At 45.5% G+C, this 26,550-nt stretch carries 20 protein-coding genes; 5 read left to right on the top strand and 15 right to left on the bottom strand.

Translation table 11 applies throughout. From position 1 onward, the window contains the following. Positions 1-144 precede the first annotated feature (144 nt). Together V7R55_RS06970 and arcA are read left to right on the top strand one after the other, a co-directional pair. On the top strand, positions 145-1,788 hold the full coding sequence (locus V7R55_RS06970; protein ID WP_334058553.1) for a sensor histidine kinase: 1,644 nt from the start codon (positions 145-147) through the stop codon (positions 1,786-1,788). Between the two features lie 157 nt (positions 1,789-1,945). Beyond that, positions 1,946-2,653, top strand: coding sequence for a two-component system response regulator ArcA (gene arcA / locus V7R55_RS06975; protein ID WP_131093847.1), 708 nt, complete (start codon positions 1,946-1,948; stop codon positions 2,651-2,653). 210 nt (positions 2,654-2,863) lie between these two features. On the opposite strand, the gene V7R55_RS06980 is transcribed toward arcA, so the two are convergent. Next, entirely contained in the window at positions 2,864-5,983 is a 3,120-nt protein-coding gene (locus V7R55_RS06980) for a beta-galactosidase (RefSeq protein ID WP_334058556.1), read from the bottom strand. 104 nt (positions 5,984-6,087) lie between these two features. On the opposite strand from V7R55_RS06980, the gene V7R55_RS06985 reads away from it, so the two are divergent. Then, positions 6,088-6,942, top strand: a complete 855-nt coding sequence (locus tag V7R55_RS06985; protein WP_334058558.1) for an AraC family transcriptional regulator — start codon at positions 6,088-6,090, stop codon at positions 6,940-6,942. On the opposite strand, the gene pmbA is transcribed toward V7R55_RS06985, so the two are convergent. Then, on the bottom strand, positions 6,939-8,270 hold the full coding sequence (pmbA, locus tag V7R55_RS06990; RefSeq protein ID WP_334058560.1) for a metalloprotease PmbA: 1,332 nt from the start codon (positions 8,268-8,270) through the stop codon (positions 6,939-6,941). The genes V7R55_RS06985 and pmbA overlap by 4 nt on opposite strands. 72 nt (positions 8,271-8,342) lie before the next feature. Between pmbA and yjgA the strand changes: the two genes are divergently transcribed. Both yjgA and V7R55_RS07000 read left to right on the top strand, forming a co-directional pair. Further along, on the top strand, positions 8,343-8,900 hold the full coding sequence (gene yjgA / locus V7R55_RS06995; protein WP_334058562.1) for a ribosome biogenesis factor YjgA: 558 nt from the start codon (positions 8,343-8,345) through the stop codon (positions 8,898-8,900). A 61-nt stretch (positions 8,901-8,961) separates the two neighbouring features. Next, complete coding sequence (locus tag V7R55_RS07000; protein WP_334058564.1) at positions 8,962-9,378, top strand: hypothetical protein; 417 nt, start codon at positions 8,962-8,964, stop codon at positions 9,376-9,378. Between the two features lie 98 nt (positions 9,379-9,476). On the opposite strand, the gene tldD is transcribed toward V7R55_RS07000, so the two are convergent. From tldD to V7R55_RS07065, 13 genes are all read right to left on the bottom strand, one after another. Beyond that, entirely contained in the window at positions 9,477-10,919 is a 1,443-nt protein-coding gene (tldD, locus tag V7R55_RS07005; protein WP_334058565.1) for a metalloprotease TldD, read from the bottom strand. Then, positions 10,912-11,730, bottom strand: a complete 819-nt coding sequence (locus V7R55_RS07010) for a carbon-nitrogen hydrolase family protein (protein ID WP_334058567.1) — start codon at positions 11,728-11,730, stop codon at positions 10,912-10,914. The genes tldD and V7R55_RS07010 overlap by 8 nt, the downstream gene beginning before the upstream one ends. Further along, on the bottom strand, positions 11,723-15,712 hold the full coding sequence (locus V7R55_RS07015; protein WP_334058569.1) for a YhdP family protein: 3,990 nt from the start codon (positions 15,710-15,712) through the stop codon (positions 11,723-11,725). Before V7R55_RS07015 ends, V7R55_RS07010 begins: the two co-directional genes overlap by 8 nt. 26 nt (positions 15,713-15,738) lie before the next feature. Continuing rightward, a complete protein-coding gene (gene rng / locus V7R55_RS07020) occupies positions 15,739-17,205 on the bottom strand; it encodes a ribonuclease G (RefSeq protein ID WP_334058570.1) in 1,467 nt (488 codons plus the stop codon). Further along, a complete protein-coding gene (locus V7R55_RS07025) occupies positions 17,202-17,792 on the bottom strand; it encodes a Maf family protein (protein ID WP_334058572.1) in 591 nt (196 codons plus the stop codon). Before V7R55_RS07025 ends, rng begins: the two co-directional genes overlap by 4 nt. A gap of 36 nt (positions 17,793-17,828) precedes the next feature. Further along, on the bottom strand, positions 17,829-18,305 hold the full coding sequence (gene mreD / locus V7R55_RS07030) for a rod shape-determining protein MreD (protein ID WP_334058573.1): 477 nt from the start codon (positions 18,303-18,305) through the stop codon (positions 17,829-17,831). Continuing rightward, a complete protein-coding gene (gene mreC / locus V7R55_RS07035) occupies positions 18,298-19,200 on the bottom strand; it encodes a rod shape-determining protein MreC (RefSeq protein ID WP_334058575.1) in 903 nt (300 codons plus the stop codon). Before mreC ends, mreD begins: the two co-directional genes overlap by 8 nt. A 37-nt stretch (positions 19,201-19,237) precedes the next feature. Then, positions 19,238-20,281 (bottom strand): rod shape-determining protein, encoded by a 1,044-nt coding sequence (locus tag V7R55_RS07040; protein WP_118490596.1) that lies wholly within the window; start codon positions 20,279-20,281, stop codon positions 19,238-19,240. A gap of 353 nt (positions 20,282-20,634) precedes the next feature. Further along, complete coding sequence (locus tag V7R55_RS07045; RefSeq protein ID WP_334058579.1) at positions 20,635-24,357, bottom strand: H-type lectin domain-containing protein; 3,723 nt, start codon at positions 24,355-24,357, stop codon at positions 20,635-20,637. Continuing rightward, entirely contained in the window at positions 24,357-24,845 is a 489-nt protein-coding gene (locus tag V7R55_RS07050) for an agglutinin biogenesis protein MshP (protein WP_334058580.1), read from the bottom strand. Before V7R55_RS07050 ends, V7R55_RS07045 begins: the two co-directional genes overlap by 1 nt. After that, positions 24,835-25,578 carry a PulJ/GspJ family protein gene (locus tag V7R55_RS07055; protein ID WP_334058581.1) on the bottom strand — a complete coding sequence of 248 codons (744 nt, stop codon included), beginning with the start codon at positions 25,576-25,578 and terminating at the stop codon, positions 24,835-24,837. The genes V7R55_RS07050 and V7R55_RS07055 overlap by 11 nt, the downstream gene beginning before the upstream one ends. Then, positions 25,578-26,099 carry a type IV pilus modification PilV family protein gene (locus V7R55_RS07060; protein WP_334058583.1) on the bottom strand — a complete coding sequence of 174 codons (522 nt, stop codon included), beginning with the start codon at positions 26,097-26,099 and terminating at the stop codon, positions 25,578-25,580. The genes V7R55_RS07055 and V7R55_RS07060 overlap by 1 nt, the downstream gene beginning before the upstream one ends. Further along, positions 26,089-26,550: a type II secretion system protein gene (locus V7R55_RS07065; protein WP_334058585.1), complete on the bottom strand. Its 462-nt coding sequence runs from the start codon at positions 26,548-26,550 to the stop codon at positions 26,089-26,091. Before V7R55_RS07065 ends, V7R55_RS07060 begins: the two co-directional genes overlap by 11 nt.

A 26,550-nucleotide genomic window follows, 5' to 3' on the forward strand; every position in this document is an offset into this window, starting at 1 on the left:
AAGCGCCCCAAAACGTTAACTGATGAATGTTATAGCACTAAAATCTTTCACATTAATTATTGGTTATAAACACCTTTCTTTTTGGCCATTTTTGCGCCACTATTAAAAAATGAACGACGTGAATGGACATTGCGCTAGGCGGGTATGACGGACAGAGCAGTAAAGCTTTCAATAAGAAGCCTCTTTCTATGGGTGGTGATGTCTATTGCTACCTTTTCTCTTGCAGTGCTATCAGGTCTTGCCGTTTATACGCAAATAAAAACTTATCGACATGAGCTAGAATCTAACGCGATCATGCTCACCAAATTGGTGGCAAGAAGCTCATCTACCTACCTTTATGATGAAACTCCTGAGCGTATTGAAGCTGCACTAAATAATCTTGTGGCAGCAGAGCAAGTACTCAATGCTCACGTTTACAAAGCGCAAAACGATACACTGCAGCCAGAAATTTTTGCCTCGTACAATAAAGAGGGCCAGCTTTTATTAGGTGGTAAGGAAAACCAGCTAGCTTCGATGGTTATGAACCCGCTGCTAACAGATAACGGGCATTACCTTGAACTCAGTGCAAAAGTATTCGACCCAGAAACCAATATCCAGCTGGGGTGGGTGTATCTAAGGGTTTCATCTGAAAACTTCAACCAGCTGGTTGGGAAATCGATTTGGCTAAATTTAGCGGTAGCCCTAGTGCTGTTGGCAATAAGCTTTTACTCGGCACTTAAAATGCAGCGCGTCGTAACCGGTCCAGTTGAAAGCATAGCCAACTTTTTGCAGCGCACGTCGCGTCAGCGTGATTATTCAGCGCGCGCTAGTGGCTCTAGCATTAAAGAACTCGACATTCTAGCTGATGCAGTCAACGTCATGCTGCTTCGCATCCAAGAGTACATGCAAAAACAAAGGCAGGCAGAGGAGCAGCACAGAAAACTTAATGCCAGCCTTGAAGATATGGTCAGCCATCGAACAACAGCGCTTAAAGATGCGAACCAAGAGCTTATTCAAACGCTAGAGAAGCTACATCAATTCCAGCGTCAAATTGTACAAAATGAAAAAATGGCTTCCCTCGGTGACATGGTTGCCGGTGTCGCCCATGAAGTTAATACACCAATAGGCTTAGGCGTTACTGCATCGACCATGATGTTAGATAGGCTAGCAGTTATTCAGAAAGACTTTGAAAATAAAACACTGAAAGCCAGTGCAATGAAGCGCTTCTTGGATGAAAGTAACGAAAACCTCAATATTATTTACCGCAATTTGAACAGAGCTGCTGAGCTTATCAGTAGTTTTAAGCAGGTCGCCGTAGATCAAACCTCAGAATCTAGTAGAAGTTTTTGCGTTGTACAGCTAGTTAATGAGATACTGTTGTCATTGCAGCCTCGATTAAAAAAATTAAAACACAACATCAACGTAAATTGCGACCCTACCCTTAGCGTTGAAACAAAGGCTGGCCCTATAAATCAAATTTTGATTAATTTAATCATGAATTCGGTTATTCATGGGTTTGAATCCGTGGATGAAGGCACAATTGATATTCGTGCCGAGTTGGTTAGCAGCGACAAGCTCAAGCTTGTTTATACCGATAACGGAAAAGGTATTCCCCCCGAGATCCGCAAACGGATATTCGACCCCTTTGTTACCACGAAGCGTGGGCAAGGCGGTTCTGGACTGGGAATGCATTTAGTGTACAACTTAGTAACGCAAGCCCTCAATGGCTCAATAGCGATTACCAGCGAGGAAGGTAACGGGGTGGAATTTGTGATTATCTTTCCCGTTGTTAATGCGAAAACATCATAATAGTTGTATAAAGGCTGAACTTTTCTTGATTTTTATTGGCTAACCCCAATACCTTAGCAGTAAGAATATTCACAAGTTGCTTGCAATCAAGTACATGAATATTAAAATTTAACCAGTTAGTTGCTTAAATCGTATTTTAGAAAGAGTGTAAAACACCATGCAGACGCCAAATGTGTTAATTGTTGAAGATGAGGTGGTAACCCGTACCACGCTTAAGAGTTTATTTGAAGCGGAAGGGTATAATGTATTTGAAGCCGAAAATGGTGATCAAATGCATGATTTCTTCGAGAATCACGCTATCAATTTGGTTATCATGGACATCAACCTTCCAGGCAAGAACGGCCTGATTTTGGCTCGTGAAGTACGTGACCGTAAAAACGTTGGCCTTATCTTCCTAACGGGTCGCGATAACGACGTTGATCGCATTCTAGGCCTTGAAATTGGCGCAGACGATTATCTGACTAAGCCTTTTAACCCCCGTGAATTAACGATTCGCGCGCGCAACTTACTGTCTCGTACAACAAACTCTTCAGAAGATGACGATTTACCAAGCCGTGTAAGCTTCAACGGTTGGACGCTTGACGGCGACAGCCGCTCATTGATTTCTCCTAGCGGTAAAGAATTCCGTCTACCTCGTAGTGAATTCCGTGCGCTACACCTTTTCCTAAGCAACCCAGGTAAGATCCTTACCCGTGAGCAGTTAATTATGGAAATGACGGGGCGCGAGCTTCGTCCGAATGACCGTACAGTTGACGTAACTATTCGTCGTATTCGTAAGCACTTCGAGTCAGATCCAACAGATGAAGAATTGATTGTAACTATCCACGGCGAAGGTTACCGTTTCTGCGGTCAGGTTGACGGCTAAGACGTTGCCTGAACGAGTTTTGAATTAATAAAAAGCCGCTATGTAGCGGCTTTTTTGTATTTGTCTCTAGAGCTTTTGCTGAAACGAAAAGGCGTTTCAAAGCAACGTGTAGAAACAGTTTTATCCTAAGCAATGGCGGTATAACAAGGTTATACCGCGATATATTAAATTAGTTATATGGTGATTGAAAAGCTAGCTTCACACCAGATGTTAACTGGCTATAGCATTAAAGCAAACCGAGTAGCGATATTGCTTTTCTTCCAATAAGAACGCTTTGTGTGTACTTGGGCTCCATGAGTCATCGCCGCCCACGCCCATATGCGCGTGATCAATATACACAAACACACAGTCTTGAGGTGTTAAATCACATGTGTGTTTTGCCTCATCTAGCTGTGCCTGCCCATATTCACTTACACTGAAATGGAACTGCCCGCTTGCAGTTACGCTACCAAGAGCCAACGTTTTACAGTCACTGCGCAAACCATTGTCTGTAGGAAATATATAGCGCGTTTGCATATCGCCGATAGGTAACGTGTAATGACCATGGCGCGCCGCCGCTTTTCTGTCTGGATAGTTCTCAAATGGTCCAAGCCCTTGCCAGGTTACTGGCATATTCTCCTGCGACACAGGTACTGCTATTTGCATACCAATACGCGGCATCGGCGGTAAACCATCATCTAATAGCACCTCCACCTCTACCGAAAGTTCGGCCTGCGCGTTAAGGGTATAGATCCACTTAGTTGCCGCCACCAGCTTTTCTGAATGACTATATTCAAATAACGACGTTATACTCACGATTTGCGCGCCCTGCTCAACGTTTACGCCCGTGCAAGTGCGTGTCCATTCACCAATACCTGCACGGCGCCAGCGAGACTCCCACGCGTTCGGGTCTGGGTTATCGACTTCACTTACCCCAATGTCGTTATCTAGCGGCGCTCTGAAGAAATTATCTTCTAGCGGCGCGCTAAGTGCCTCCTCAGCGCCTTGAAGCCACGAGGTTAATAGCCCACTTTCACTATTAAAGCTAAATACGTTATTTAGCGCATGTACTAACAACATTCCATCCTTAGCTTCGATTGATAGTTCACTCGTGTCGTCTGGTATGTCGTTATCATTAAGTGAAAACGACACTATTCCTCGCTTATTAATTAGTGCTAACTGCGCAGTGTCCATGACATGCCCTGCATCAGCCCACGCGCAGCCATTCGCTGTCACAACATCAATATTTAAATGATACTCAGCCCCTGCTTTAAATATAATTTCTGGGGTTAGGGTCAGCATTTGTGATTGTTGCGGACCTATATTGATTTCAAGCTCGCCCTTTGCATTAGCGATGGGTTTTCCGTTTTCTAGTACTTGCCAACGTAACAACTCATTATCTGTATGTCTAAATAGGTAATCGCTGCTTACGGTAAGCTCAAACTTGTTATCTTTTTCAACCAGCGAAAAGCTTAAGTGCTGCTGACAGTATTTTGCTTCAAACAAATGAGGGTGAGGCGTTCTGTCTGGGAACAGCAATCCGTTGATACAGAACTGACGGTCGTTATCGGTATCACCGAAGTCGCCGCCGTAAGCCCAGTAAGCTTCACCACTGTCAGTGTACTTAGTTAATCCTTGATCAACCCAGTCCCAGATAAATCCGCCCTGAAGACGTGGATAGTCTTTAAATGCCTTCCAATATTCATCAAAGCTTCCCAAACTGTTACCCATAGCGTGGGCGTACTCACATAAAATAACGGGGCGGTTTTCACTGGGCATCGACAGCCACTTTTTGATAGCCCATTTAGGTACAGCGTCGTCTTTTACATCCGTATCTACCCGTGCATACATAGGCGCGATAATATCGGTAGCCGTAGTGTCGGCACCACCACCTTCATATTGCACAGGTCGTGATGGGTCAAATGACTTCGCCCAGCCATACATAGCGTCGTGGGTAGGCCCATGTCCACATTCGTTACCTAATGACCAAATGATGATACAAGGGTGGTTTTTGTCCCGTTCAACCATTTGGGTGAAGCGGGCCATGTAAGCGCCTGCCCAAAGCGGGTCGCGAGAAAGTCTTCCCATGGGAAACATACCGTGGGTTTCAATATTCGCTTCATCTACCACATAAAGCCCGTATTCGTCACAAAGCTCATACCAGCGAGGATGATTAGGGTAATGTGCAGTACGCACAGCATTAAAGTTGTTTTGCTTTAATAGCTTAATGTCTTCAAGCATGTCATCTTCGTTGATCGCATGGCCTTTTAACTGATGATGCTCATGTCGGTTTACCCCGCGAATAAGCACGGCTTTACCATTAACCAATAGCTGGCCGTTTTTCATTTCAATATTTCTAAAACCAACGTTATAGGCTTCAAGGTCAACTGTGTTTCCGCTTTCATCAATAAGGGATACGACAATGCGGTACAAATTAGGGGTTTCAGCAGTCCAGTGTTTGGGCTCTTTCACATTTAATGTTTGAAAAACCACATCATCCCAACCACCCTTTTCATCGATACGCTTATTGTTAGTGCCGGTAATGACTTGCTCGGTAACAGCGCTATCGCCATCAAAAAGCTGTATGCCCACTTTAAAGGTAGATGGCGCATTGATGGCAGTACGAACCGAAACCGTAGCGTCACGGTAGCAGGCATCAAGCTTTGGTGTAACGAACACATCTTGAATGTGATGCTGAGGCTTGGTGACCAAATTAACGTCGCGGAAGATACCGCTGAGCCACCACATATCTTGGTCTTCTAAATAGCTACCGTCAGACCATCTGATCACCATTACCGCCAGGCGGTTTTCTCCCTCAACTAAAAGGCGGGATAAATCGAATTCAGCGGGCAAGCGACTATCTTGAGAGTAGCCCACATACTCGCCGTTACACCAAAGGTGAAAGGCGCTATTTACGCCCTCAAAGACAATATGATTGCGTTGTTTTAACTTATCCTTGGTAACGTTAAACGTTGTTCGGTAGCAACCCGTCGGGTTCTCGCTGGGTACCACAGGTGGGTTCACCGCAAAGGGATATTTCACGTTACAGTAAATCGGTTTGTCGTGACCTTGCAGCTGCCAGTTAGAAGGTACCGCAATAGGCTGCCAATTAGCAGACTCGTCATCACTTAATGTGTTAGAAACCAAGCTTTCAGGTACGCTTTCTGGTGCATCAAATAAACGGAAACCCCATTGACCATTTAAACTGCTTTTCTGCGCATTGGTACTGTGTAATGCATCTTTTAGCGTTTTATATCCGTGATGTGGACTGTGGGCAGTGATACGGTTTCTCTGAAACACCACCGGGTTTTGCCAGTCGTTTTGAGCCACTATTTGCGCAACATTAAGCATGTCATTTCCTTTACTTTTTCATTAAGCGAAATATAGCTAACTTTACACAGATCCTTTATGCTCTAAACTTACATCTATTTATCCAAAACTATCATTTTACATTTATGCAACCTAGCTTCAAAGACATTGTAGATATTGGCCCAAACTGCTTTGAACGCTTTATAGATAGCAGTAACGCGCCAGAAATCAGTGATTTAGGCATTGAACTGGCAGGATGCTCTAACTTATCAGGGAATTATACAGTGGGACGTGTTTCTCCGCCCAACCATACCTTGTTCTATAGCATAAAGGGGCAAGGAAAGTTTCGCGTTCCATCAGGCGAACTACAGCTACATGAAGGGCAGCTTATTATTTTGCCTGCTGGACAAAGCTTTGAAGTTTCCATTATCAGCGAGCAGTGGGACATAATTTGGGTAAATATAGCTAATGTCGAGCGCTGGAAGTCATTTAGAAAAAGCGATGCGCTGGTTGTAGATAACGCCATGCTAGAGGGACTGCATCACGCCATGGAACTTGTATACTTGGAACGCGACCTTGATACCCGTCGCGCTGCCATGCGGTTTGTGTCACGTTATCTGTTCCGTATAGCAGATGCTCCATTAGGTAAAAAGCCTGCCAGTGACGATAAGGAGCGACGCCAAATAAGCCGATTACATACGCTGTTTTCAGTGGTGGATAAACAGCTTCAGTTTGATTGGGATATGAAAAGTTTAAGTGAGAAAGCGCATTATTCTGCCCCTCACCTTCACCGGCTGTGTTTGCAAGTGTTTGGACGAAGCCCCAAGCAGCACGTTATCCATTTGCGTATGACACGAGCCAAAAGCTTATTACTAAGCACACAGTGGCCCGTATCCTATATCGCCAGTTATGTGGGTTACGCAAATGTATTTACTTTCTCAAAACGCTTTAAGAAGTCCACCGGGCTGTCTCCTTCAGCGTTTCGAGAAAACGCGAACTAGCTGCCCGCTATCTTCATTTGGTCAATGAGTACAGAGCCAGTCTGTACACTGCCGCGCACATCTTTTTCAGCGCCAATTGCCACAATACCTTTGAACATATCTTTTAGGTTGCCGGCAATAGTTACCTCGTGAACTGGGTATTGGATAATGCCATTCTCGACCCAGTAGCCCGCAGCACCCCGCGAGTAATCACCCGTCACACCATTAACGCCTTGCCCCATAAGTTCGGTCACAAACAAACCTGTGCCCATTTCTTTAAGCAGGTCAGCGTCGCTATGTCCTGTATCGCCTACTAGCCAATTGTGAATACCACCAGCATGACCGTTAGAGCGAGTATTCAGCTTACGCGAAGAGTACGTAGTATAAAGATATGTGGCCAACTTGCCTGCGTCTACAATAGTCATATCTGAACAGGCTACACCTTCGTTGTCGAAGCTAGAACTTGCCAAGCCGCCTTTAATGAACGGACGTTCTTCAATGTTAAGCCATTCAGGAAAAACTTGTTTACCCAAGCTATCTAGCAAGAAACTAGAGCGACGGTAAAGGCTACCACCGCTAATGGCCCCTACATAATGGCCAAACAAGCTAGATGCGATGTCGCGGTGTAAAAGCACAGGTACGTTCGCCGTATTAATCTTGCGGGCGCCTAAGCGGTCTACAGTTGCTTTTGCAGCGTCAATGCCTACAGCACTTGCTGATTGCAGAAATGAGGCTTTACGACTTACTGTATAAGCATAATCGCGCTGCATGTCGTCATCTTGTGCGCCAATAACCATGCAGCTTAAAGAATAGCGGCTACTTGGGTAACCTGCGTTAATACCGTGCGTGTTGCCGTACACGCGCATACCTAAATTTGCGTTATACGACGCGCCATCTGAATTAGTAATGCGCGAATCGTAATTCATTGCTGCCGTTTCGGCCTCAATAGCAGTTTTAATGGCCTTTTCAGTATCTAACTCTTCGGGGTGATACAGGTCTAAATCTGGGAATTCAGTGGCGATAAGGTCAGCATCGGCCAAACCTGTACAAGGATCTTCACTCGTATAGCGCGCAATATCTACGGCTTTTTCTACCGCCAGTGTTAATGCTGCTTTGCTTAAATCAGCAGTAGAAGCACTGCCTTTTCGCTTGCCTACGTATACGCTTATACCTAAGCCACCGTCGTTGGTAAATTCAACGTTTTCAATTTCTTGCATACGTGAAGATACGGCAATGCCCTGCACTTTCGACATGCTGGCTTCAGCTTGCGTTGCGCCTTTTGAAACGGCTAATTTTAGTACATCATCTACGACATTTTGAATGTCGGCTAACTGCTGCTCAATTTGCATAGTAAGTTTCGCTGTCTTAATTCGACTGTGATAGTTACAATTTAGCTAAAGTGTAACACTAATGAGTTTGAAATGAGTGATCAGAAATACAATTCTCCTGAAGATCCTTACTTCGAAGATGCGCAAGCAGATGAGTTCGAAGAGGAAGAGTTTGTCAGTAAAACTGAGCTAAAGCGTCAAGCAAAAGAGCTCCACAAGCTAGGCGAAACCTTAGTTAACTTAACCGATGCAAACATTGCCACTATTCCTATGGATGAAGAGCTGGCCGATGCGGTTGCTATTGCCCGTAAAGTTAACAAGAAAAAAGACGGTTATCGACGTCAGCTTCAGTTTATTGGTAAAGCACTACGTAATCGCGATACTGCCGACATAGAAGAGGCGCTAGCTAAACTCACGCACCAGCATCAAGCTGCAAACGCGGCTTTTCATGCGCTAGAGAAAGCCAGAGAAGCGGTCATTGAGCAGGGCGACCCAGCTATTCAGAAGTTAATTGAAGCGCACCCTGAACTTGACCGCCAGAAGCTGCGTCAATTTCATCGCCAAATTAAGAAAGAGCGTGAAAAGAATGCGCCACCTAAGGCGTTCAGAGAGCTATTTCAATATTTGAAAGACGTTATTCACGAAGATTAACGGTCTATAATTACACTAATATCTACATCAGAGTATCCTTCACCAGCCGAGGGGAGATAGTGTGAAAATATTTTCTAACCCTAACGCAACACTGAAAAGCAAGTACGGTCAGTATCAAATTGCTGTACTTGGTAACATTGTTGGCGTGTCGGCTGAAGGTATTGCCGATGACTCAGCCATAGATCGCTATGCGCGGGATATGATGGATGTGATTAACAGCTTTGGTGGGGATCACTGGGCATTTTTAGGTTTTTTGTATGGTTCTGCCCTTCTTACTAAAGCAGGTGAGACAGAACTGCAGCGTTCAATAGAATGGCGTGCGAAACATGGGATGGCGCTTGGCGCGCTAGTTATCGGCGATACCACGGTGCAGCCTATTGTAAGAGCGCAATTTCAGAGAATTTACGACAATGCAGGCCTTGAGCTAGGTATTTTTACCAACGAAGAAGATGCTATTGAGTGGTTGAACGAAAAATGATTTGAAAGTTAGCCGCGACTTATACCAGTTCGCATACAAAAAAGGTTGGTGCCTATGCCCAACCTTTTTTAGTTCTATGAGTGACTGTGTGAGCTGAGCTAAGCCGTACCGCCCACTGTTAGCTCGTCAATTTTAAGCGTAGGCTGTCCTACACCTACTGGTACGCTTTGACCGTCTTTACCGCATACACCCACGCCTTTATCTAGCGCAGTATCGTTACCAATCATTGAGATTTTTTGCATAACCTCTGGGCCGTTACCAATTAAGGTTGCCCCTTTAACTGGTGCAGTAATTTTACCGTTTTCGATAAGATAAGCTTCAGCGCTAGAAAACACGAATTTGCCAGACGTAATATCTACCTGACCGCCAGCGAAGTTCGGCGCGTAAATCCCTTTGTCAATAGAGGCTATAATTTCTTTCGGATCGTGTTGACCTTCCAGCATGTAGGTATTGGTCATACGAGGCATAGGCAAGTGAGCGTAAGATTCACGGCGGCCATTTCCGGTAGGTGCAACGCCCATTAGCTTGGCGTTGTGTTTATCCTGCATATAACCTTTCAAGATACCGTCTTCAATTAGTACGTTATGTGCCGTTGGCGTGCCCTCATCGTCCACTGACAATGAACCACGACGATCGCTTAATGTACCGTCATCAACAACGGTTACACCTTTGGCGGCTACGCGCTCGCCAATGCGACCGCTGAAAGTTGATGCACCTTTACGGTTAAAATCACCTTCAAGACCGTGACCCACAGCTTCGTGAAGCAATACACCAGGCCAACCGTTACCTAATACCACAGGCATAGCGCCTGCTGGTGAGGCCACTGCCTGCATGTTAACACGCGCCATGTGCAGCGCATCATCGGCTAGTTGCTCATAATAGGGTTTGCCATCTTCATCTTGCTTAAAGAATGAGTAAGCATATCGCCCACCAGCTCCCGCTGAACCGCGCTCGCGTCTATCACCTTGTTCTAGCAATACTGAGCAGTTTAGACGCACAAGGGGCCGAATATCTGTGGCTAACGTGCCGTCGCTACCAGCAACTAAAATTTCTTCATACACACCGCTTAAGCTCACCACGACCTGATTGGCAGACGGTTCTTGTTTGCGGATATAGGCATCTACTGCTTTTAAAAGCGAAATTTTCTCAGCATCTTGCATCGCAAGAATAGGGTTATTTTCGCTGTATCGCGCTTGCACCGATTTTTGCCCCAGTGAAGCAACTTGCTGTGAGCCGCCACTTGGCGCAATGCCGCGGGCGGCTTTGCATGCTTTAGTTAATGCTTCTTCGCTTATTTCGTCAGAATAAGCAAAGCCCGTTTTCTCACCGCTAATTGCACGCACGCCAACGCCACGCTCAATATTATAGCTGCCTTCTTTGATGATACCGTCTTCCAGTACCCAGCTTTCGTGTTGGCTTGACTGAAAATACAAATCGGCATAGTCGGTGTCGTGGCGATGGATGGTCGCTAGCGCACTCTCTAGCTTAGAAATATCTAGGCCTGAGTCAGATAATAAATGACGCTCAACAGATTTAGACAAAGTGACTCCTGAATCGGTTATGTTCGGCAACCGGCATATTCTGTTTAATAGTTTCTCTTGCTGCAATATCTACGTTTGCCGATACCAGCCCTGTTTTTGAGGCTTGTTCGGCAAGGGTTTCGCCCCAAGGCGATAGGATAATACTATGCCCATACGTTTCACGACCATTAGCGTGCACACCACTTTGGTTTGGCGCTACCACAAAGCACTGTTTTTCGACGGCTCTGGCTTGCAACAGCGCGTGCCAGTGTGCCTCTCCAGTGCGCTGGGTAAAGGCCGCAGGCAGTACCAAAATATCGATATCGCCCATTGCAGTAAACAACCCTGGGAAGCGTACATCATAACACACCGCAAGCCCAATGTTGCCTATTGGCGTTTGAACAGTGACTACTTCGCTTCCTGCTTCGGTAGTAGCGGACTCTTTGTAGCTGCCTGTATTGTCGTTTACCGATACATCGAACATGTGAATTTTACGATAGTCAGCCAATAGCTCACCACTCGGTCCAAATAACATGCAAGCAGCAGAAAATTTATCGGGGTTTTCCGTTTTCACAGGAAATGTACCTGAGACTATGTAGCATTGATGCTGCTTTGCAAGTGACGATAAACTGCGCTGTATTACACCATCACCTTTTACTTCAGCGATTTCAAGTTGGCCTTTATCTTTGCCGCCAAAGCAGGCAAAGCACTCTGGCAATACTACCAAGCTGTTCTTTGCAATATTGGCCGCAGCCATTTCACTTGCCACTATGTCGAGATTTTCTTCTACGTTTGGCGTAGAAGTCATTTGTAGTGCAACTAAATTAACCATCGATCACCTCCATTTTCAGCCTGCGCACGTCATCTTCCGTTAATGGCCTGTCTTGGGGGTTGGCCGGTACAGGCGCATTTTGCGCAGGTAAGCTAATGTCTTTACTATTGCGCTCAAATTCCTCGAACTTAGGTTCTTTTATGGTGCCCGTTACGCGATAGTTCACATTTGAAATCACTTTCGCAGATGTTAGCACTTGGTCAATGGCAAGAGCAGCCAATGCGGTAGGCGGCGTTGCTAAGAAATACACAAGAAACGGAAGATTTCCGGTTACATTGGGCGCGAAAGACACATTGTAATTTAAGCCTCCCGTATTCAAGTCGGTGAAGCCGGTAATTTCTATTTCTCCCGCGCCGCCGTCAATTTCAGTATCGTCAGTATACGCTTTGCCGTTAACAATGCTTAACGTGCCGCCCATGTCGTCGTAGAAAAAGCCTTTGGCAAAAACGTCTCGAAAATCAAGGCTGAGCTTTCTTACCAACGAGTTTAAGCTGAACAGGGTAAATATACGCGAGCCCTTGTCACTCAACTCAGTAAGATAACCATCAGACAGTGACCACTCTACATTACCGTTAAGCTGTTCAAACCCAAAGTCCATTGGTGCATTGGGCCAGTTAATGTCAAACTTAACGTTTGCACCAGAATCTTTAATTCCCGATTCAACGCCGTACTCTTTTAGCATTTGCCCCACGTCAGGTGACGTCAACGTGCCATTTAACGCGCTCTTCACCTTGCCATTTACATGTTTCCAGTAGCCTGTTGCGGTAATGTTGGTGTCATCAGATTTTACCAAAAGTTGTCGTATGGCAAGGCCATGATCGTCTTTTGCCACGTCTAACGTGATTTCACCTAAATCAATGCCATGTACACCGCATGACTGACAATAAAAATAAATGGGCGGAAGCGTGTTGGGGTCAATATTATAAGGTGACTCGTCTTCCTCGCTTGTAGCGGCTAATACGGCATTACTTTCATCATCTGATGTCGCGGATATCTCAGGTTCACTTGGTTTATCTAACGACAAGTAGTCGGCATTTACTTCAATGCCTTGTTCATCTAAATCACTGTTGATGCGAATAGTTGCCCTGGCCTGAGGTGAAGCTAAGTCTAAGATCCAATCCTTATTGCGCTCAGTTGCATTCAGCTCTGCTTTATTAATGCTGTGACCAGCAAAGTTAAGCATGTCTGCTTTAGCAAATATACGAGAGGGCGTGCCGAATAAGTTGGTACGCTTAGCATCAGTCTCTTCTGATTTGCTAGCGGGCCGTCCATCGGTTTGCGCATAAGTATTAACGGCGTTTTTCCCTTTGCCAGAAAGCAACATGTCAATAGTGGTAAACCACTCTTGTACATCGGCTTGAGGTAGATTTGCACTGATACTAAAGCCTGTCCCAATATTGGCTATATCGCTTTCACCTAGGGCTAGATGCGCCCGCGAGAACTGCATTTCTTTGTGGGGTAGCACACCGTCAAAGCGAATGTTGGTGCCAAGCGTAGCTTTAACATTCGATGCTTTGCCATCGCCAATGCTGATTATTTGTAACGGTAAGGTGCTGCCAGCCGGAGTGTCAAAAGGGGCGGGCAGTACACTTTGCGTGGCCGTTAAATCTGCCGTGAGATTCGCAGAGTATTCAAAGCCATTTTTAGCAAGTGTTATATCTACTATGGTGTTCCAATCGCTTTCACCGTCAATGTATTCAGTGAGTTCGGTATTTACATAGTTAGCTAACGGGTGTACGTGCCAACGCCCACCTAATTCTACATGGAGATCGTACGTGTCGCTCTGCCTGCCAGACAACGACAAATTCACCGGCTGTTTTAGAAACTTTGCAGTGAGATCACCTGCGTCTATGTTTCCGTTAGTAAACGACACCTCACCCGACGCTTTATCAAAAAGCATGTTAGTTGTCGCAATATAAACAGGGTTGTTAGATAAATGCGCGGTACCCGATGCCACGACATCTTTGCCCTTAAAAGGTATATCTAATTTGAGGTTAGTAGTTAGCGGCCCGCTAATTTGAACTTCATCGTTTAAAACCTTACCCAGAGAGTTTTTTAGGGATGAGTCCATCATTAGCGCCGTAAGCGCCTCGCCAGAACCTGAGCCAGTGGCATAGATATTCAAGCGAGCACCAGGCTTAAAGCTAGGTATAGAGGCCGACATGTCAGTTATTTCCACATCAGCAAGAGTTGCGCTTGGGCTCTCCATCACTAGGGCGTTGTTCACAAAATACAAAGATAAATCTAAGTTATTGAGCGCAGGCCAGTCAGGTGCAAAAAGAAAATCCCCCTGATTAATATCAACATAGGCCTGGAAAATACCGCTATTGTCTTCAAAGGGAAAGTTACTCGTGCGGCCATGCCACAGCACACGCGCGTTTGTAATTTCACCTTCGCCGTTAAACGCTCGAGTGAGATATTTGTCGGTATTGACACCCATTAGGGAAGCGGGAAACAGGTTACTTACTTCATTTAAAGCCAACGGGCTAACATCGACATACAGCGACATAAACCCGGTTGCAGTATTTAATTTAAACTGTGGATTCAAAGTAACAGCATCACTTTCAAGCAACATGTCGCTACCTTGTACTATCCACTGTTTTTTCGCTTCGTCTATTTGCTCTGGATAAACATAAAATCGAGATTTGAACTGCTTTATGTTGATGTCTTTTTTGATTACACCATCAGCGCTGAGCACACTATTTTTACTTTCTAAGTAAATCGCACCGTTATTTTTATACCAAAAGAGGTCGGCGTTTAGGGACGAAAGCCCCGGCACCTCATCCGTTTTATCCCACTGTAGATCGAGTACTTTAGCGGCTAAAGAAGGCTGACCATTATGCAGTTGAATTTGCAACGTAGCTAATTCCCCTTTTGGATTTAGTCCGCGTATTTCCTCTTCACTAGTGTCATCCATGAAAAGTGGTAGTAACAGCAAAAAAGGGTCAATTTGCACGGGCTTCACGGTGTTTATCAACGCATCACCGTTTGCACCTACACTCCCGATAAGGTCTGTGGTAAGCGTCTCATTGCTTGAGTTAAGCACAAGCTGGTCTACCCTAACATTCCACCCGCCTTGCTTGCTTTCGGTATTGGGCAAAGCTTGAAGACTACCGCCGCTGATACCAGTCACCGTTTTCGCGCGGCCACTCCCCCACTCTAAAATGCTCTCACTTAATTCAGCTTGTATACTGGTAATTTCGCTCTGAGAAAAATTAGTCCATATCTCGAAGTTTGCACGACTCTCGGCAAGCGGACGCTTAGTTTTAATCAGGTCGCTGACCCATGGGGAGATATCGAGCTCTTCGGCTTTGGCGTAGAACACACCTTCAAACTCTTCTCGTGTGCCGGAAACATCAATAATGAAAGACGCTGAATTAGCAGCTAAATCTGCAACTTTCAGCCGCCCTAAACCTTGGTGTCTTTCCTCGCGGTTGTTCCACGATAGGCTTTCTATATCGAAGGAATTGGTTTCGTTGAGATGGGTAACGGAAACCACACCGTCTTCTAGCGAAAAGCTTTGTAGCTGTTCTAAGAAAAGACGTTCAAGGGCCTTCACCACGGGGAAGTTATTTTTACCGTCACTAGAGAGGCGATCAGCATCAATATCAATCGCTAACCCTCGCAGTTCGAAACGGGTAGATGAAATAAGTTGATGGCGTAGCGATTCCCAAAAATCTAGCTCAACGTAGATTTGTCTGATATCCAACGCAACAGGAGAAGCATCGTTTTTAGCCAGCGACACAGAATTGAGCACAATGCTGGGACCACTGCGCTGCCAAACAGCATGCACACTTTTAATAGATAGGTTTACGCCATACTGCTCATTGATATAATTTTCCAACAGATGTTTGTTGTGCTCAATATGCGGCAGAGCATAGCGTGCAGCGCTTAAGACAAGCGCGAAAAGTACAAGCAATACGGCGAGTAGCAGCCAAAACTTCTTAAGTAGATAAGCGGCTACCGACGAAAAATTTGTCACATTTTGCCTTTGTATACGTTAATGCATTACATCATGACGACGTCGTACTTATCCTGGTTGTACAGTGTTTCGGTTTGAACCTTGATTTGTTTAGACACAAATACTTCTAGTTCTGCCAGCATATGAGATTCTTCACCCATTAAGGCTTCCGCCACTTTTGGTGAAGCATAAACCACAAACTTATCTGCGTCATAGGCTCGATTCACCCTTACAATTTCACGCATAATTTCAAAGCAAATGGTTTCAATAGTTTTTACTGTGCCTCGACCTTTGCACACTGGGCATTCGCCACACAGTATATGCTCAATACTTTCACGGGTGCGCTTGCGGGTCATTTCAATAAGCCCTAGCGCGGTAAAACCATGAATGTTTATTTTGGCTCTATCCTTGTTCGTCGCCACCTCTAATGAATGTAAGACACGTCTTTTGTGGTCTGGTTCCATCATATCGATGAAGTCGATTAGGATCATACCGCCTAAGTTACGCAATCTTAGTTGACGAGCAATTGCCTGCGTCGCCTCAATATTGGTGTTAAAAATTGTTTCTTCTAAATTTCGGTGGCCAACAAAGGCACCAGTATTGATATCGATAGTGGTCATGGCTTCGGTTTGATCGATGATCAGATAACCGCCAGATTTTAAGTCAACGCGACGCTCTAGTGCCCGCTGTGCTTCATTTTCCACATCATACAAATCAAAAATAGGTCTATCACCAGGGTAGTATTCGAGTTTGCCGTTCATTTCGGGCACATACTCTTTTGTGAACTGATGAAGTTCATTAAAAGAGAGTTTTGAATCGATGCGAATTCTATCTAATTCAGTGCCGACAAAGTCTCGCAGTACTCGTCGTGCCAGCGGTAAATCTTCATAAAGCACGTTCGACTTGCGCTTTTTCATACGAGACTGGATTTTATCCCATAATCTTCGCAAAAACGCGGCATCAGATTGCAATTCATTTTTGCCCACGCCTTCAGCGGCGGTACGAAGTATAAAACCGCCGTTCTCATCGCAGAACTCTTGCACCAGCGACTTTAAGCGCTCTCTTTCTGATTCTTCCTCAATGCGTTGCGATATACCCACGTGTGTTACCGACGGCATAAATACTAAATAACGACTGGGGATAGTGATATCTGTGGTGAGACGTGCACCTTTGGTACCGATGGGATCTTTTACCACCTGAACCACAATATCTTGACCGTCACGCACCAGCTCACGAATGTCTTGCTTCTGGATATGACTTGCCGAGACTTCTTCAGCAATCTCATTGTGGATGACAATGTCGGAGGCGTGTAGAAACGCAGCTTTTTCTAACCCAATATCGACAAAAGCTGCCTGCATGCCCGGCAATACACGACTTACTTTTCCGCGATAAATATTGCCAACTAAACCCCGTTTAGTATGACGCTCTACGTGAATTTCTTGCAGTATTCCGTTTTCAATAAGCGCCACCCGTGACTCTGACGGGGTAACGTTAATAAGCAGTTCAGCACTCACGACACAACTCCAAATGCATTTAGTAATTGGCGGGTTTCGTATAGCGGTAGGCCTATGACGGCGCTTGCACTGCCGTTGATAGAGACCACAAACTCACCACCAATACCCTGAATAGCGTAACTCCCTGCTTTGTCGGCAGGCTCTCCTGTTTCCCAGTATGCGTCAATTTGTTCATCCGTCAATGCTGCAAAAGTCACAGATGTGGTAATGACTTGAGTTTGTTGATGGGCGTCATTAAGTGCACAGATAGCTGTGAGTACGTCATGGGTTTTACCAGAAAGCATCGTAAGAATGCGCTTTGAATCTGTTTTATCTTTAGGTTTACCCACACTCTCTCCGTTAAAAGATATGAGCGTGTCGCTGGCCAAAATGACCTTGTCTTCCGTCATTTCTTGCTGAGATGAGAGTTGCGCCTTTACTGCCTGGGCTTTTTCAGTCGCAAGCCTTGCAACAAGCTCCATCGGTGACTCATTGTCACGGGGCGACTCGTCAATATCGGCAGGTTGTATTGTATGGGCTATGTTCATTTGCTTGAGCAAAGCTGTGCGTCGTGGTGAGGCTGACGCTAACACTACCGATTTTGTCATTGGCTTACCTTTGGTTTAATCGTGAAGGTGTTTATATTAAGAAATTGATAATTGTCTGCGTGTACGTCTAAGTAGCCAAAATACCCACGGCCAAATCACCATGGATGTTAAGACTGGCCACAAGTAATCAACTTGGAAATAGATATCCGTTAACAGATGCTGAACCCAAAACGCCAACAAATGATATAGCGAGGCAAGTAGACCGATGATAATCGCCTGCTGCCACACAGAATAGTTCCTTAGCCTTTGGTAATTGGCGGCCAGCACATAAACACAAATACTTAAACCGAAGCTATGAATGCCCAACGTGGTGCCAACCAGCACATCCATAGCAACACCAGTTAAAAACGCCACACCTACGTTAACTCTGTGAGGTAGTGCCATACTCCAGTATGCAAGCACGACCAACACCCAATCAGGCCGATACAAGTCAACTTGAGTGGGCAGAGGCACTATTTGCAGTACCATAGCCACTAGCAGGCTTAACCAAATAACGAGGTTACGTTTACGCATCTGAAGACTCTTCCTCGTTGATAACAGGTTTACTTGCCTTTTTTTCCTTATCTGAATCAGGCTTTTGTGATAAGTCATCCTCATGCCATAAAAGCAGGAGGTGACGAAGTCTATCTAAATTTGCCTGCGGGGTGACAATAACTCGAGCAAAAGGACGACTTTCATCTCTGACGACCTGTGTGACTGTTGCTACGGGGTAACCTTCTGGGAACACTTTTCCAAGTCCCGATGAGATAAGCGTGTCACCTTCCTGAATATCTACGCTGTGCGGTACATGCTCGAGATATAATTCGTTAAGCGCGCCGCTGCCGGTAGCGATAAAGCGAATATCATTTCGAAGGGAGCGCACAGGAATGGCGTGTGTAACGTCAGCGATCAGCAATACTCGGCTGTTGGTTGACCCCACTTCCATAACCTGACCCACAACACCCTTGTCATCGAGGACTGGCTGAGAAGGATACACACCATCTATAGCGCCTTTATTGATAACCACCTGCTGACTATACGGGTTTTTATCTACCGCCATCAACTCGGCTACCATCTTTTTCGAAGATAGGCGCACGGGCGCTTGCAGTAATTCTCGAAGTTGTGCGTTTTCTTTTGCAATAACATCGTATTGCTGAAGCTTTTCACTCATTAGCAACAGTTGGTTATTAAGCTTTTGGTTTTCTGCTAACAACTGTTCTTTAGAGGTGAGCCGCTGTGCGCTCTCGCTAAGCATTAACCCGGGAAGATTAGCAATGTACTGAAGTGGGCTCATTAAAGAGTTGAGGTACACCCGCGTAGATTTGAAGCCATCCATTTTATGGTCGACAAATATCAGTGTTACTGACAACACAAGGGCCAGCGTAAGCCTGATATTTAAAGAAGGGCCGCGAGTAAAAATAGTATCCATGATACAAATAAGGCAACCTTACGGTTGCCTTTCCTGTTTATTCGTAGCTAAACAGGTCGCCACCGTGAAGGTCAATCATATCGAAAGCCTTACCACCGCCGCGTGCTACACAGGTCAAGGGATCATCAGCGATAACCACTGGAATACCCGTTTCTTCCATAAGTAGCCTATCTAGGTCTTTAAGAAGTGCCCCACCACCGGTAAGCACCATACCGCGCTCAGAAATATCAGAAGCAAGCTCTGGTGGAGACTGCTCTAGCGCCACCATAACGGCAGAAACAATACCCGTTAGCGGTTCTTGAAGTGCTTCAAGAATTTCATTTGAGTTTAGCGTGAACCCGCGAGGCACGCCTTCTGCTAGATTGCGACCACGAACTTCGATCTCACGAACTTCTTCGCCTGGGTACGCCGCGCCAATTTCGTGCTTAATGCGCTCAGCAGTAGCTTCACCGATAAGAGAACCGAAATTACGACGAATATAATTAATGATAGCTTCGTCGAACTTATCACCACCAATACGAACAGAAGATGAATAGACCACGCCGTTTAGTGAGATGATAGCAACCTCAGTAGTACCACCACCGATATCTACCACCATAGAACCCTGCGCTTCTGATACAGGCAAGCCTGCACCGATTGCCGCAGCCATTGGTTCATCAATAAGGTAAACCTCACGCGCACCTGCACCCAAAGCAGATTCTTTAATAGCCCGGCGTTCAACTTGTGTTGAACCACAAGGTACACATACCAAAACACGAGGGCTAGGACGCAAGAAATTATTGTCATGCACTTGCTTTATAAAGTGCTGTAGCATTTTTTCAGTCACGTAAAAGTCGGCGATAACACCATCTTTCATCGGGCGGATAGCACGTATATTACCTGGTGTACGACCAAGCATGCGCTTAGCTTCTGCACCTACTGCTGCAACACTTTTCGGCCCGGCTGCGCGCTCTTGACGAATAGCTACTACTGAAGGCTCGTTTAGAACAATACCCTGGTCTTTTACATAAATCAGCGTGTTTGCTGTTCCGAGGTCGATGGACAGATCATTAGAGAACATGCCTCGAAGCTTTTTAAACATGAAGTGTGTATTCCTGTTTCTATGTTAACGCGTTTTTGCAAAGGTGAGATGGCGACGCTTTAACGTGAAGTCGATATTTATTCGCACACTTTAACAATGGGGGCAATTTTGGGCAAGTGATGCTGTCACTTAGAGCCAAAATAACTACTTTATTAACAAGCAAATTCGGCGTCTACCTAATTAAGGCATCGCGTCTACGCGTTAATCGATTAATTCCTAATTTAGACCCACTAATGACCCCACGAAAGACGGAAGGTTCAAAAACAATGGTCGATTGGCCAGGTCTTTTTATTTTGAGACCGTCATGGTGTTTTTTAGCCACAGCGTCACGACCAAGTCCAGCCCCTACTTTTCTAATTGTTGATTTGCTCGCGTTTGTAAATAATGTTGTCGTTTCCTCTATAAACACCAAAGGTTAGCGTGGCGCTAGGTGGGTTATCAGCTTCGCCATCCCCATCCCAGTCCCAGAGTAACCATGTAGCAGGCGTGTAAGTTAGCGGATAATTGCCAGCCCCATTTGGCGATGATAAGCGCATACCTTCGCCGGTGATGTACGCTCCTTCACTTAAGGTTCCGTCTTCAGAAGAAACTAGCTCTCCTGATGCATCATTTATATTAGCGTGTGCAAAGTTTGTGCAGTTATCGTACGTGTTTATGCGCCACGTTTGACCGTCCCAATATTGAGTACGAAGCGGTAATAATAAGGCTTCATCAGCACCGCCGTAGTTATTTATTAACGTGGCTCGGCCGTAGGCAAAGCTAATTGCATCACCAAAATCATCAACACAGGAACCAGTGCAAGAAAGCCCATTAAAGTTTGCGTTCTCTATTTGTCCACTCTCTGCCACCAGCGCGATAGCCGCATTCATATATGCCCCGTCGAGTGCCGCACTACCTAATCGACTAAATGCAATGTCATTGTCAGAAAACACAATCTGCCCTGTCGTCCCGCTTTGAGGCCATGCTATCAAGTTTGTATTTTCTAAACGGTCTAACAGGCTCCCATCGTGTTCAACCTGCAAACTTAGCTTTGTTAATTTATCGAAGCCTCCGTAGTAGTTCGCGGTGCGGCTGCCATTTTGATTAAGGGCAGTAAGAGTAAAGCTAACTTCATCTATAGGCTGGTCAAAATAGTTAAACCCATCACTGGCAGTACATGCCGCAACTACATTTCCGGTTAGTGAAAAGTTAGAAGGCGCAAACCTTCCCACGTTATCGACTTGGCCCAATACCGTGGTGTTGTTCAAGTATGTACTTTGAGCTGCAATAGAAATGACACCCACTTCATCATAATTTACGGCCAAGTTAACTTTACCTTCGTTATCAAAGTTAACACTGGTGGTGCTTAAAGACCCTACTGCCCCCCCTACGGGTAAGGTTTGTTGAGGTGCTAAAGTGACACTACCGATATAGTGTTCGGCTGTGTTGTTATTGGCCAAATCAGCGAAATTATCTGGTACACCATCGTTATTATTATCTTCGCCATCAACCCATTGCACTGTGCGAAGACCGAGTACAAAGTTTTCACCCGTGTGCTTTAGCAATGAACCATTCGCATTAGTTGCATATCCGTTAGGATTCGTACTGGTAGCACTGTCATTTAAAATGTCCATAGCAAACCCAAATGGGCGAACCGCAAAGATATTTGATGAGCCCGTTATTGCGGTTCTGTCAGTAATGGTTCCTGTAAGCGACAATTCTCCCGCGTCAGGATACTGGACCGAAAACTCCGCCCGAGAATCTGCGTCGAACTGCAGCGCGAAGGTATCTGCAGACAACCCAAGTTCGTACGTATTGCTGTTGTTTGAAAAGGCCAGCTTATTCGAACAATTGCTAGAACTTGCGCAGTTGTAGTTGAGGTCCACATCTACGATTTTATTTTTTAAGAGTTCCGAATTTCCACAGGCCTCGACAGCATAGGTCTTACCATTAAAGCCTTGATCTGATGGCTTGCCAGACAGCTGGGTTACAATAGTTGTGGTGTTGTCGGTAAGATTTTTAAACACTAGACCATCGTCTTTAAAATCAATCTTACACCCTTCAATACCTACCTCTTTGCCGCCGATAAAACAGCGAAGCTGTGAAGACGGCGTTTCACCCAGTGTTGCAAGCTTTGTATCGTTTCCTTTCAGGCTGTCTAGCGCTAACGAAATTTGTCCCGTAAAAGAGACGACATCGTTTCCGCTCCACTGAAAATTGGCGTTATTTTGAGGAGACAGATTAACCGTTGAAGGTTGAGAATAAATAAGATCGCAATTCACATCTGCGCATGCTTTTAATGTTATTTGTTTAGCCGCACAGCTACTGCCTTTATTATCAGCTAATTCATAGCGATAGTGATTGAGTACTTCGATAACCTCTCGACCACATATGCCGGGTATATTATTTGGTACTTCGTTCGCCGTTACTTTAAGAGGTACAGGAATATTTACTATAGGTGAAGAAATAGATTCGATTCCCCCGCCGGCGTTAAATCGCCCAACAATGGTTTCATCACCTACGTTAGCAAACGTCACTGTCCCTTTGGCAATGACTAATGCTTTAGGGTTAGAGCCATCTATGAGGACATCGCCGTCTACATAAATCGCTAGGTAAGCACCATCAGCAACGGTAACGTTGACATTGGCCATAACGAAGCGGGTTGGTTGTCCTACGGGATTAGTGCCAGGGTCGGAAATATAGATGCGTGTAGGGGCTATGACGTTATAGCTGCCCGCTGCCATCAGCACGTTCTGCCTGTTGAAGTAGTAATCCCCCGCTAAATTACCGGCGGTTATTTCGGGGCCGCTGTCATCAACGGTAATACTAGGTATTGCTCTGGCTTGTGACTCGGTCAGTGAGTCTGTGTTATTTACGGTACAGTCGACACCCGGCTCTCCACATTTAGGATAATCCGCCGTGCCTTTTGTTCCTCCGGAGATTAATTGCGTTGCACTCAGAACCCCGCTGTTTTCATCGATAATACGGCTATTCGCGGGAAGATTAATGGCCGAGCCGCCAAATGCTGCTACCGCGCCAGGAAATGCCACGTCACAACTTGGCACTTCACCACTGAACACAAACTCTGATGTCATAGCCAGAATACTGGCCTCTTCCTCGGCGTGATTGCGTTCTGAATCTAAACTTCGATCTTCATCAACGCGAAGCCCCAATCTATTTTTGTTAACTTGGCAACTGCGTAACCAACCACCATCAGCGCCATTGCGACTAATTTTACTGGCAGCGACTAAGGGCGTTTGAGCATAGCTATTTTTAAAGTTATTCCGGAAGCAGCCATCGTCCCACCCTTGAATACGCTCGTCTGCAAAGTCTGCCTCCCAAACCACCTCGACACCATTATCGTCAAAGAACCTGCGATCAAACCCTTCTGTAGTGGCCATGTAAGCAACCGTCTCTGTGCGTGTTACCGGTTCATAATCGGTTTCTGATGCTTCCAAGGCGATGTAGTAGGAAGGCGCTTCATATTTTGCTGCAATGGTTAGAAATGGTAGTAAATGTTCATTGGGAGGTTTCTTACCATTTACGTCTACTTGGTTGTTAACAGTTTGAATAGAGTGGAAGAAAACGGGCTGCTCACCAAAGTCTGTCTGAAGCGGCACTTCTGCGTATCGCGCATCTTCAGTACCCGGAACCAATGTCCCCGTTGGAATATACCAAGGCGAATTGGTAGAAGCTTGAATAGTAGTTGCATCTAGCTGCATTTTCCCGACTTCCACAATGTCGCCGTCAGGAAATTCGTGAATGCCGTAGGCGATGGCCAGGTAATGCCCACCCATAGTGATGTGGGGGCCATCTTCACCTGATGGCTCAAGTGGCAGCGCTTCGAAACCGGTTCTGGTCACGTTGCGAATTTTGACTATCGCCGGGTTGTTGCCCTGATTTGTTGAAAGCATAAATACTGCGGGCGGCTCGTCGTACACCTGCGAAAAGCTGATAGTCGTCCACTCTGCTTTATTGTAGGTATTTTGAAGCTCGATGAACCTGCCTTCGATTTGGGGTACGGCTAATACGGGCTGCGCTAAAACAACAAGAACTCCTACAAATAGGGCGCGAACAAAAGGTATACGGTATGTCATTATTCTTCCTGCCTTACTTCAACAAGAACGCGTTTTGAGGTTTCAAGTTGACCCGCGCTGCACTGCGCTTCTGCCCCTAACGCATAGACTCTAATTTCACCAGCGGCGACTTCTGGCTCTTCTACCTCAGTCTCCACATCGCAAGAGAGTGTAATCGAACAATTCTGCACGTTAGCGGCATTAATAGTTACTGGCTGGATAATAGCGGTACATGCTGGATTGTTACCATTAATTAGTCTAGAAATCGCAACTTCCATTCCGCTCTGCGCGGCCAAATAAGCGCGAGCGCCATAATATTCAATGGATTGCTGGCGTATATTGGAGGAAATTTGATTGGATAAAGCTATACCGAGCCCTAAAAGAACAATACTTATAATGATCGCAACAATCGTTGTAGAGCCTTTTTGACGAACAAGAGAACTACGCAATCCAACTGTACGCTGGCCGCTGCGATTAACGTTTAATTGTCGTGTTTTACTATGGCACATTAGGAAAGTGAACCTCGTGTACAACCGAAATCTGCTCATCATCACTGTTTTCTAAGGTCAGTTGCAGCTCTATAAGACCATTTTGTCGTAGCCCTGCAGTTACTACGTTCGCGCTCCACGATGCCACATTAGTACCAATCACGCCGGAGTTAGCACCTTGCGTTCTTATTAAACGCTCTCCTTGAGCGGTAGATGTCCTGCATACTGTCACTTGCGCTTCAGGAACAAAGAAACGTTTTCCCGGAGAAGATTGTGTATTAGGTGCACTGAGTGTGATGTCATATTGATTATCGCTAGTCGGCTCGGAAGCGGCATCAGCGATAGCGTCTATTGTTCGCCCGTTATCATTCACGCTCTGCGGATTTGTCGGGTAGATAACAAGGGTATCATTCACACTCAATTGGCTATTGAACACCACAACATGCATGGGATTATTGAATGCATCACCAACGTAGGTGCCGCTTTCCTTGATAGGGTAATATGAGAGGCATCCTAAACTCGAATCGAATGACACAGAGTTGGGTACCACATTGCGCAGCTCTTTTTCAAGCCGCAAAATAATAAAGCGCGCGTCTGAAACAAGCCGAGTGCGCTCTGCGCCTGTTATATAAATTTGGGCACTGAGTGAAATCACTTGCGCTACAGATACGCTAATTACGCCCAAAATAGTGATTACTAGAATAAGCTCTATAAGTGTAAAACCGCGCTGGCGCTGTGCTTTTGGAGGGGACATTAATAGCTCCCTCGATAAGCACTGAAGTTGTAAACTTGGCCGTCTGGTGCAGTAACTGCTAGATCTATGCGCTTAAACGTTTGACCATCAGTGGGCGTGCTGTCATCTAAGTCACTGTCGTAATCTACCGTTACCGCAAAACCAAAATTGTTATAGTTTCCGCCAACATTACTAATGACGTAGCCATTGTAATCGTCCACATCATCATATTCGTCTTCGTTAGCTTCTTCCGGACCAAGGGTTGTTGAGCAGTTTCCTTTGGCGTTACAGGTTTCAAAAGGCGGGCTTCGGTCGCTATTTTCATCATAGGAACGGCTTAGTATATCGTTCATTAACGATTGACCTAACTTAGCTGCCTTTACTTGGCGAAATGGCTCAGCGGTTTGTTCAGCTTGCGGCACAATAAGCGACAGCACTATTGTTAAGCTGATGGTGAACACAACAATACCAATCACTAGCTCTAATAAAGTAAAGCCTTCACTGCGTTTTCTGAAGTTAGGCAACATTGCGCTAGCACGCATAAATGGCCCCTTCACTTTGCAGACACATGGCAAAGGTACTTATTTGAATTTTGCAGTTAGTTGAGCAGGCAATATTGCTTGGTCTGCCGAATCCATCAAACTGGATTTGAGAAAAACTATCGCCATTTTCGTCTGCAGTTTGAAAAGTGAAATCAGTATTAGAAGCATTGATAACTTGGTCGTCATCAAAAGCAGTGGATAGAACGTTTGCGCAGTCATGCCCGGCGGGGGGAGCAATAAATGTACTGGTTATTTTCACGCAGCTGGTGTCTTGTACATTTTGCATGGCGCGAAGCTGCATATTGCGCACCAGCTGAAGGGTTCTGTCGCGAAGCGCTATCGCTTCTTCGGTGTCGCTACCAAGAAAGCGGGGTGCGGCGGTCACCGCCAGCACCCCAATAACCAATATGGTTATAATAAGTTCTACTAATGTAAAACCGTTTTTCTTCAC

The organism is Alteromonas sp. S005, from assembly GCF_036864475.1.
Lineage (GTDB): Bacteria > Pseudomonadota > Gammaproteobacteria > Enterobacterales > Alteromonadaceae > Alteromonas.

Excerpts from the sequence above, each read along its gene's own strand:
- V7R55_RS06970 (WP_334058553.1), top strand. The coding sequence starts at position 145 with ATGACGGACAGAGCAGTAAAGCTTTCAATAAGAAGCCTCTTTCTATGG.
- arcA (WP_131093847.1), top strand. The coding sequence starts at position 1,946 with ATGCAGACGCCAAATGTGTTAATTGTTGAAGATGAGGTGGTAACCCGT.
- V7R55_RS06980 (WP_334058556.1), bottom strand. The coding sequence starts at position 5,983 with ATGCTTAATGTTGCGCAAATAGTGGCTCAAAACGACTGGCAAAACCCG.
- V7R55_RS06985 (WP_334058558.1), top strand. The coding sequence starts at position 6,088 with ATGCAACCTAGCTTCAAAGACATTGTAGATATTGGCCCAAACTGCTTT.
- pmbA (WP_334058560.1), bottom strand. The coding sequence starts at position 8,270 with ATGCAAATTGAGCAGCAGTTAGCCGACATTCAAAATGTCGTAGATGAT.
- yjgA (WP_334058562.1), top strand. The coding sequence starts at position 8,343 with ATGAGTGATCAGAAATACAATTCTCCTGAAGATCCTTACTTCGAAGAT.
- V7R55_RS07010 (WP_334058567.1), bottom strand. The coding sequence starts at position 11,730 with ATGGTTAATTTAGTTGCACTACAAATGACTTCTACGCCAAACGTAGAA.
- V7R55_RS07025 (WP_334058572.1), bottom strand. The coding sequence starts at position 17,792 with ATGACAAAATCGGTAGTGTTAGCGTCAGCCTCACCACGACGCACAGCT.
- mreD (WP_334058573.1), bottom strand. The coding sequence starts at position 18,305 with ATGCGTAAACGTAACCTCGTTATTTGGTTAAGCCTGCTAGTGGCTATG.
- mreC (WP_334058575.1), bottom strand. The coding sequence starts at position 19,200 with ATGGATACTATTTTTACTCGCGGCCCTTCTTTAAATATCAGGCTTACG.
- V7R55_RS07040 (WP_118490596.1), bottom strand. The coding sequence starts at position 20,281 with ATGTTTAAAAAGCTTCGAGGCATGTTCTCTAATGATCTGTCCATCGAC.
- V7R55_RS07045 (WP_334058579.1), bottom strand. The coding sequence starts at position 24,357 with ATGACATACCGTATACCTTTTGTTCGCGCCCTATTTGTAGGAGTTCTT.
- V7R55_RS07050 (WP_334058580.1), bottom strand. The coding sequence starts at position 24,845 with ATGTGCCATAGTAAAACACGACAATTAAACGTTAATCGCAGCGGCCAG.
- V7R55_RS07055 (WP_334058581.1), bottom strand. The coding sequence starts at position 25,578 with ATGTCCCCTCCAAAAGCACAGCGCCAGCGCGGTTTTACACTTATAGAG.
- V7R55_RS07060 (WP_334058583.1), bottom strand. The coding sequence starts at position 26,099 with ATGCGTGCTAGCGCAATGTTGCCTAACTTCAGAAAACGCAGTGAAGGC.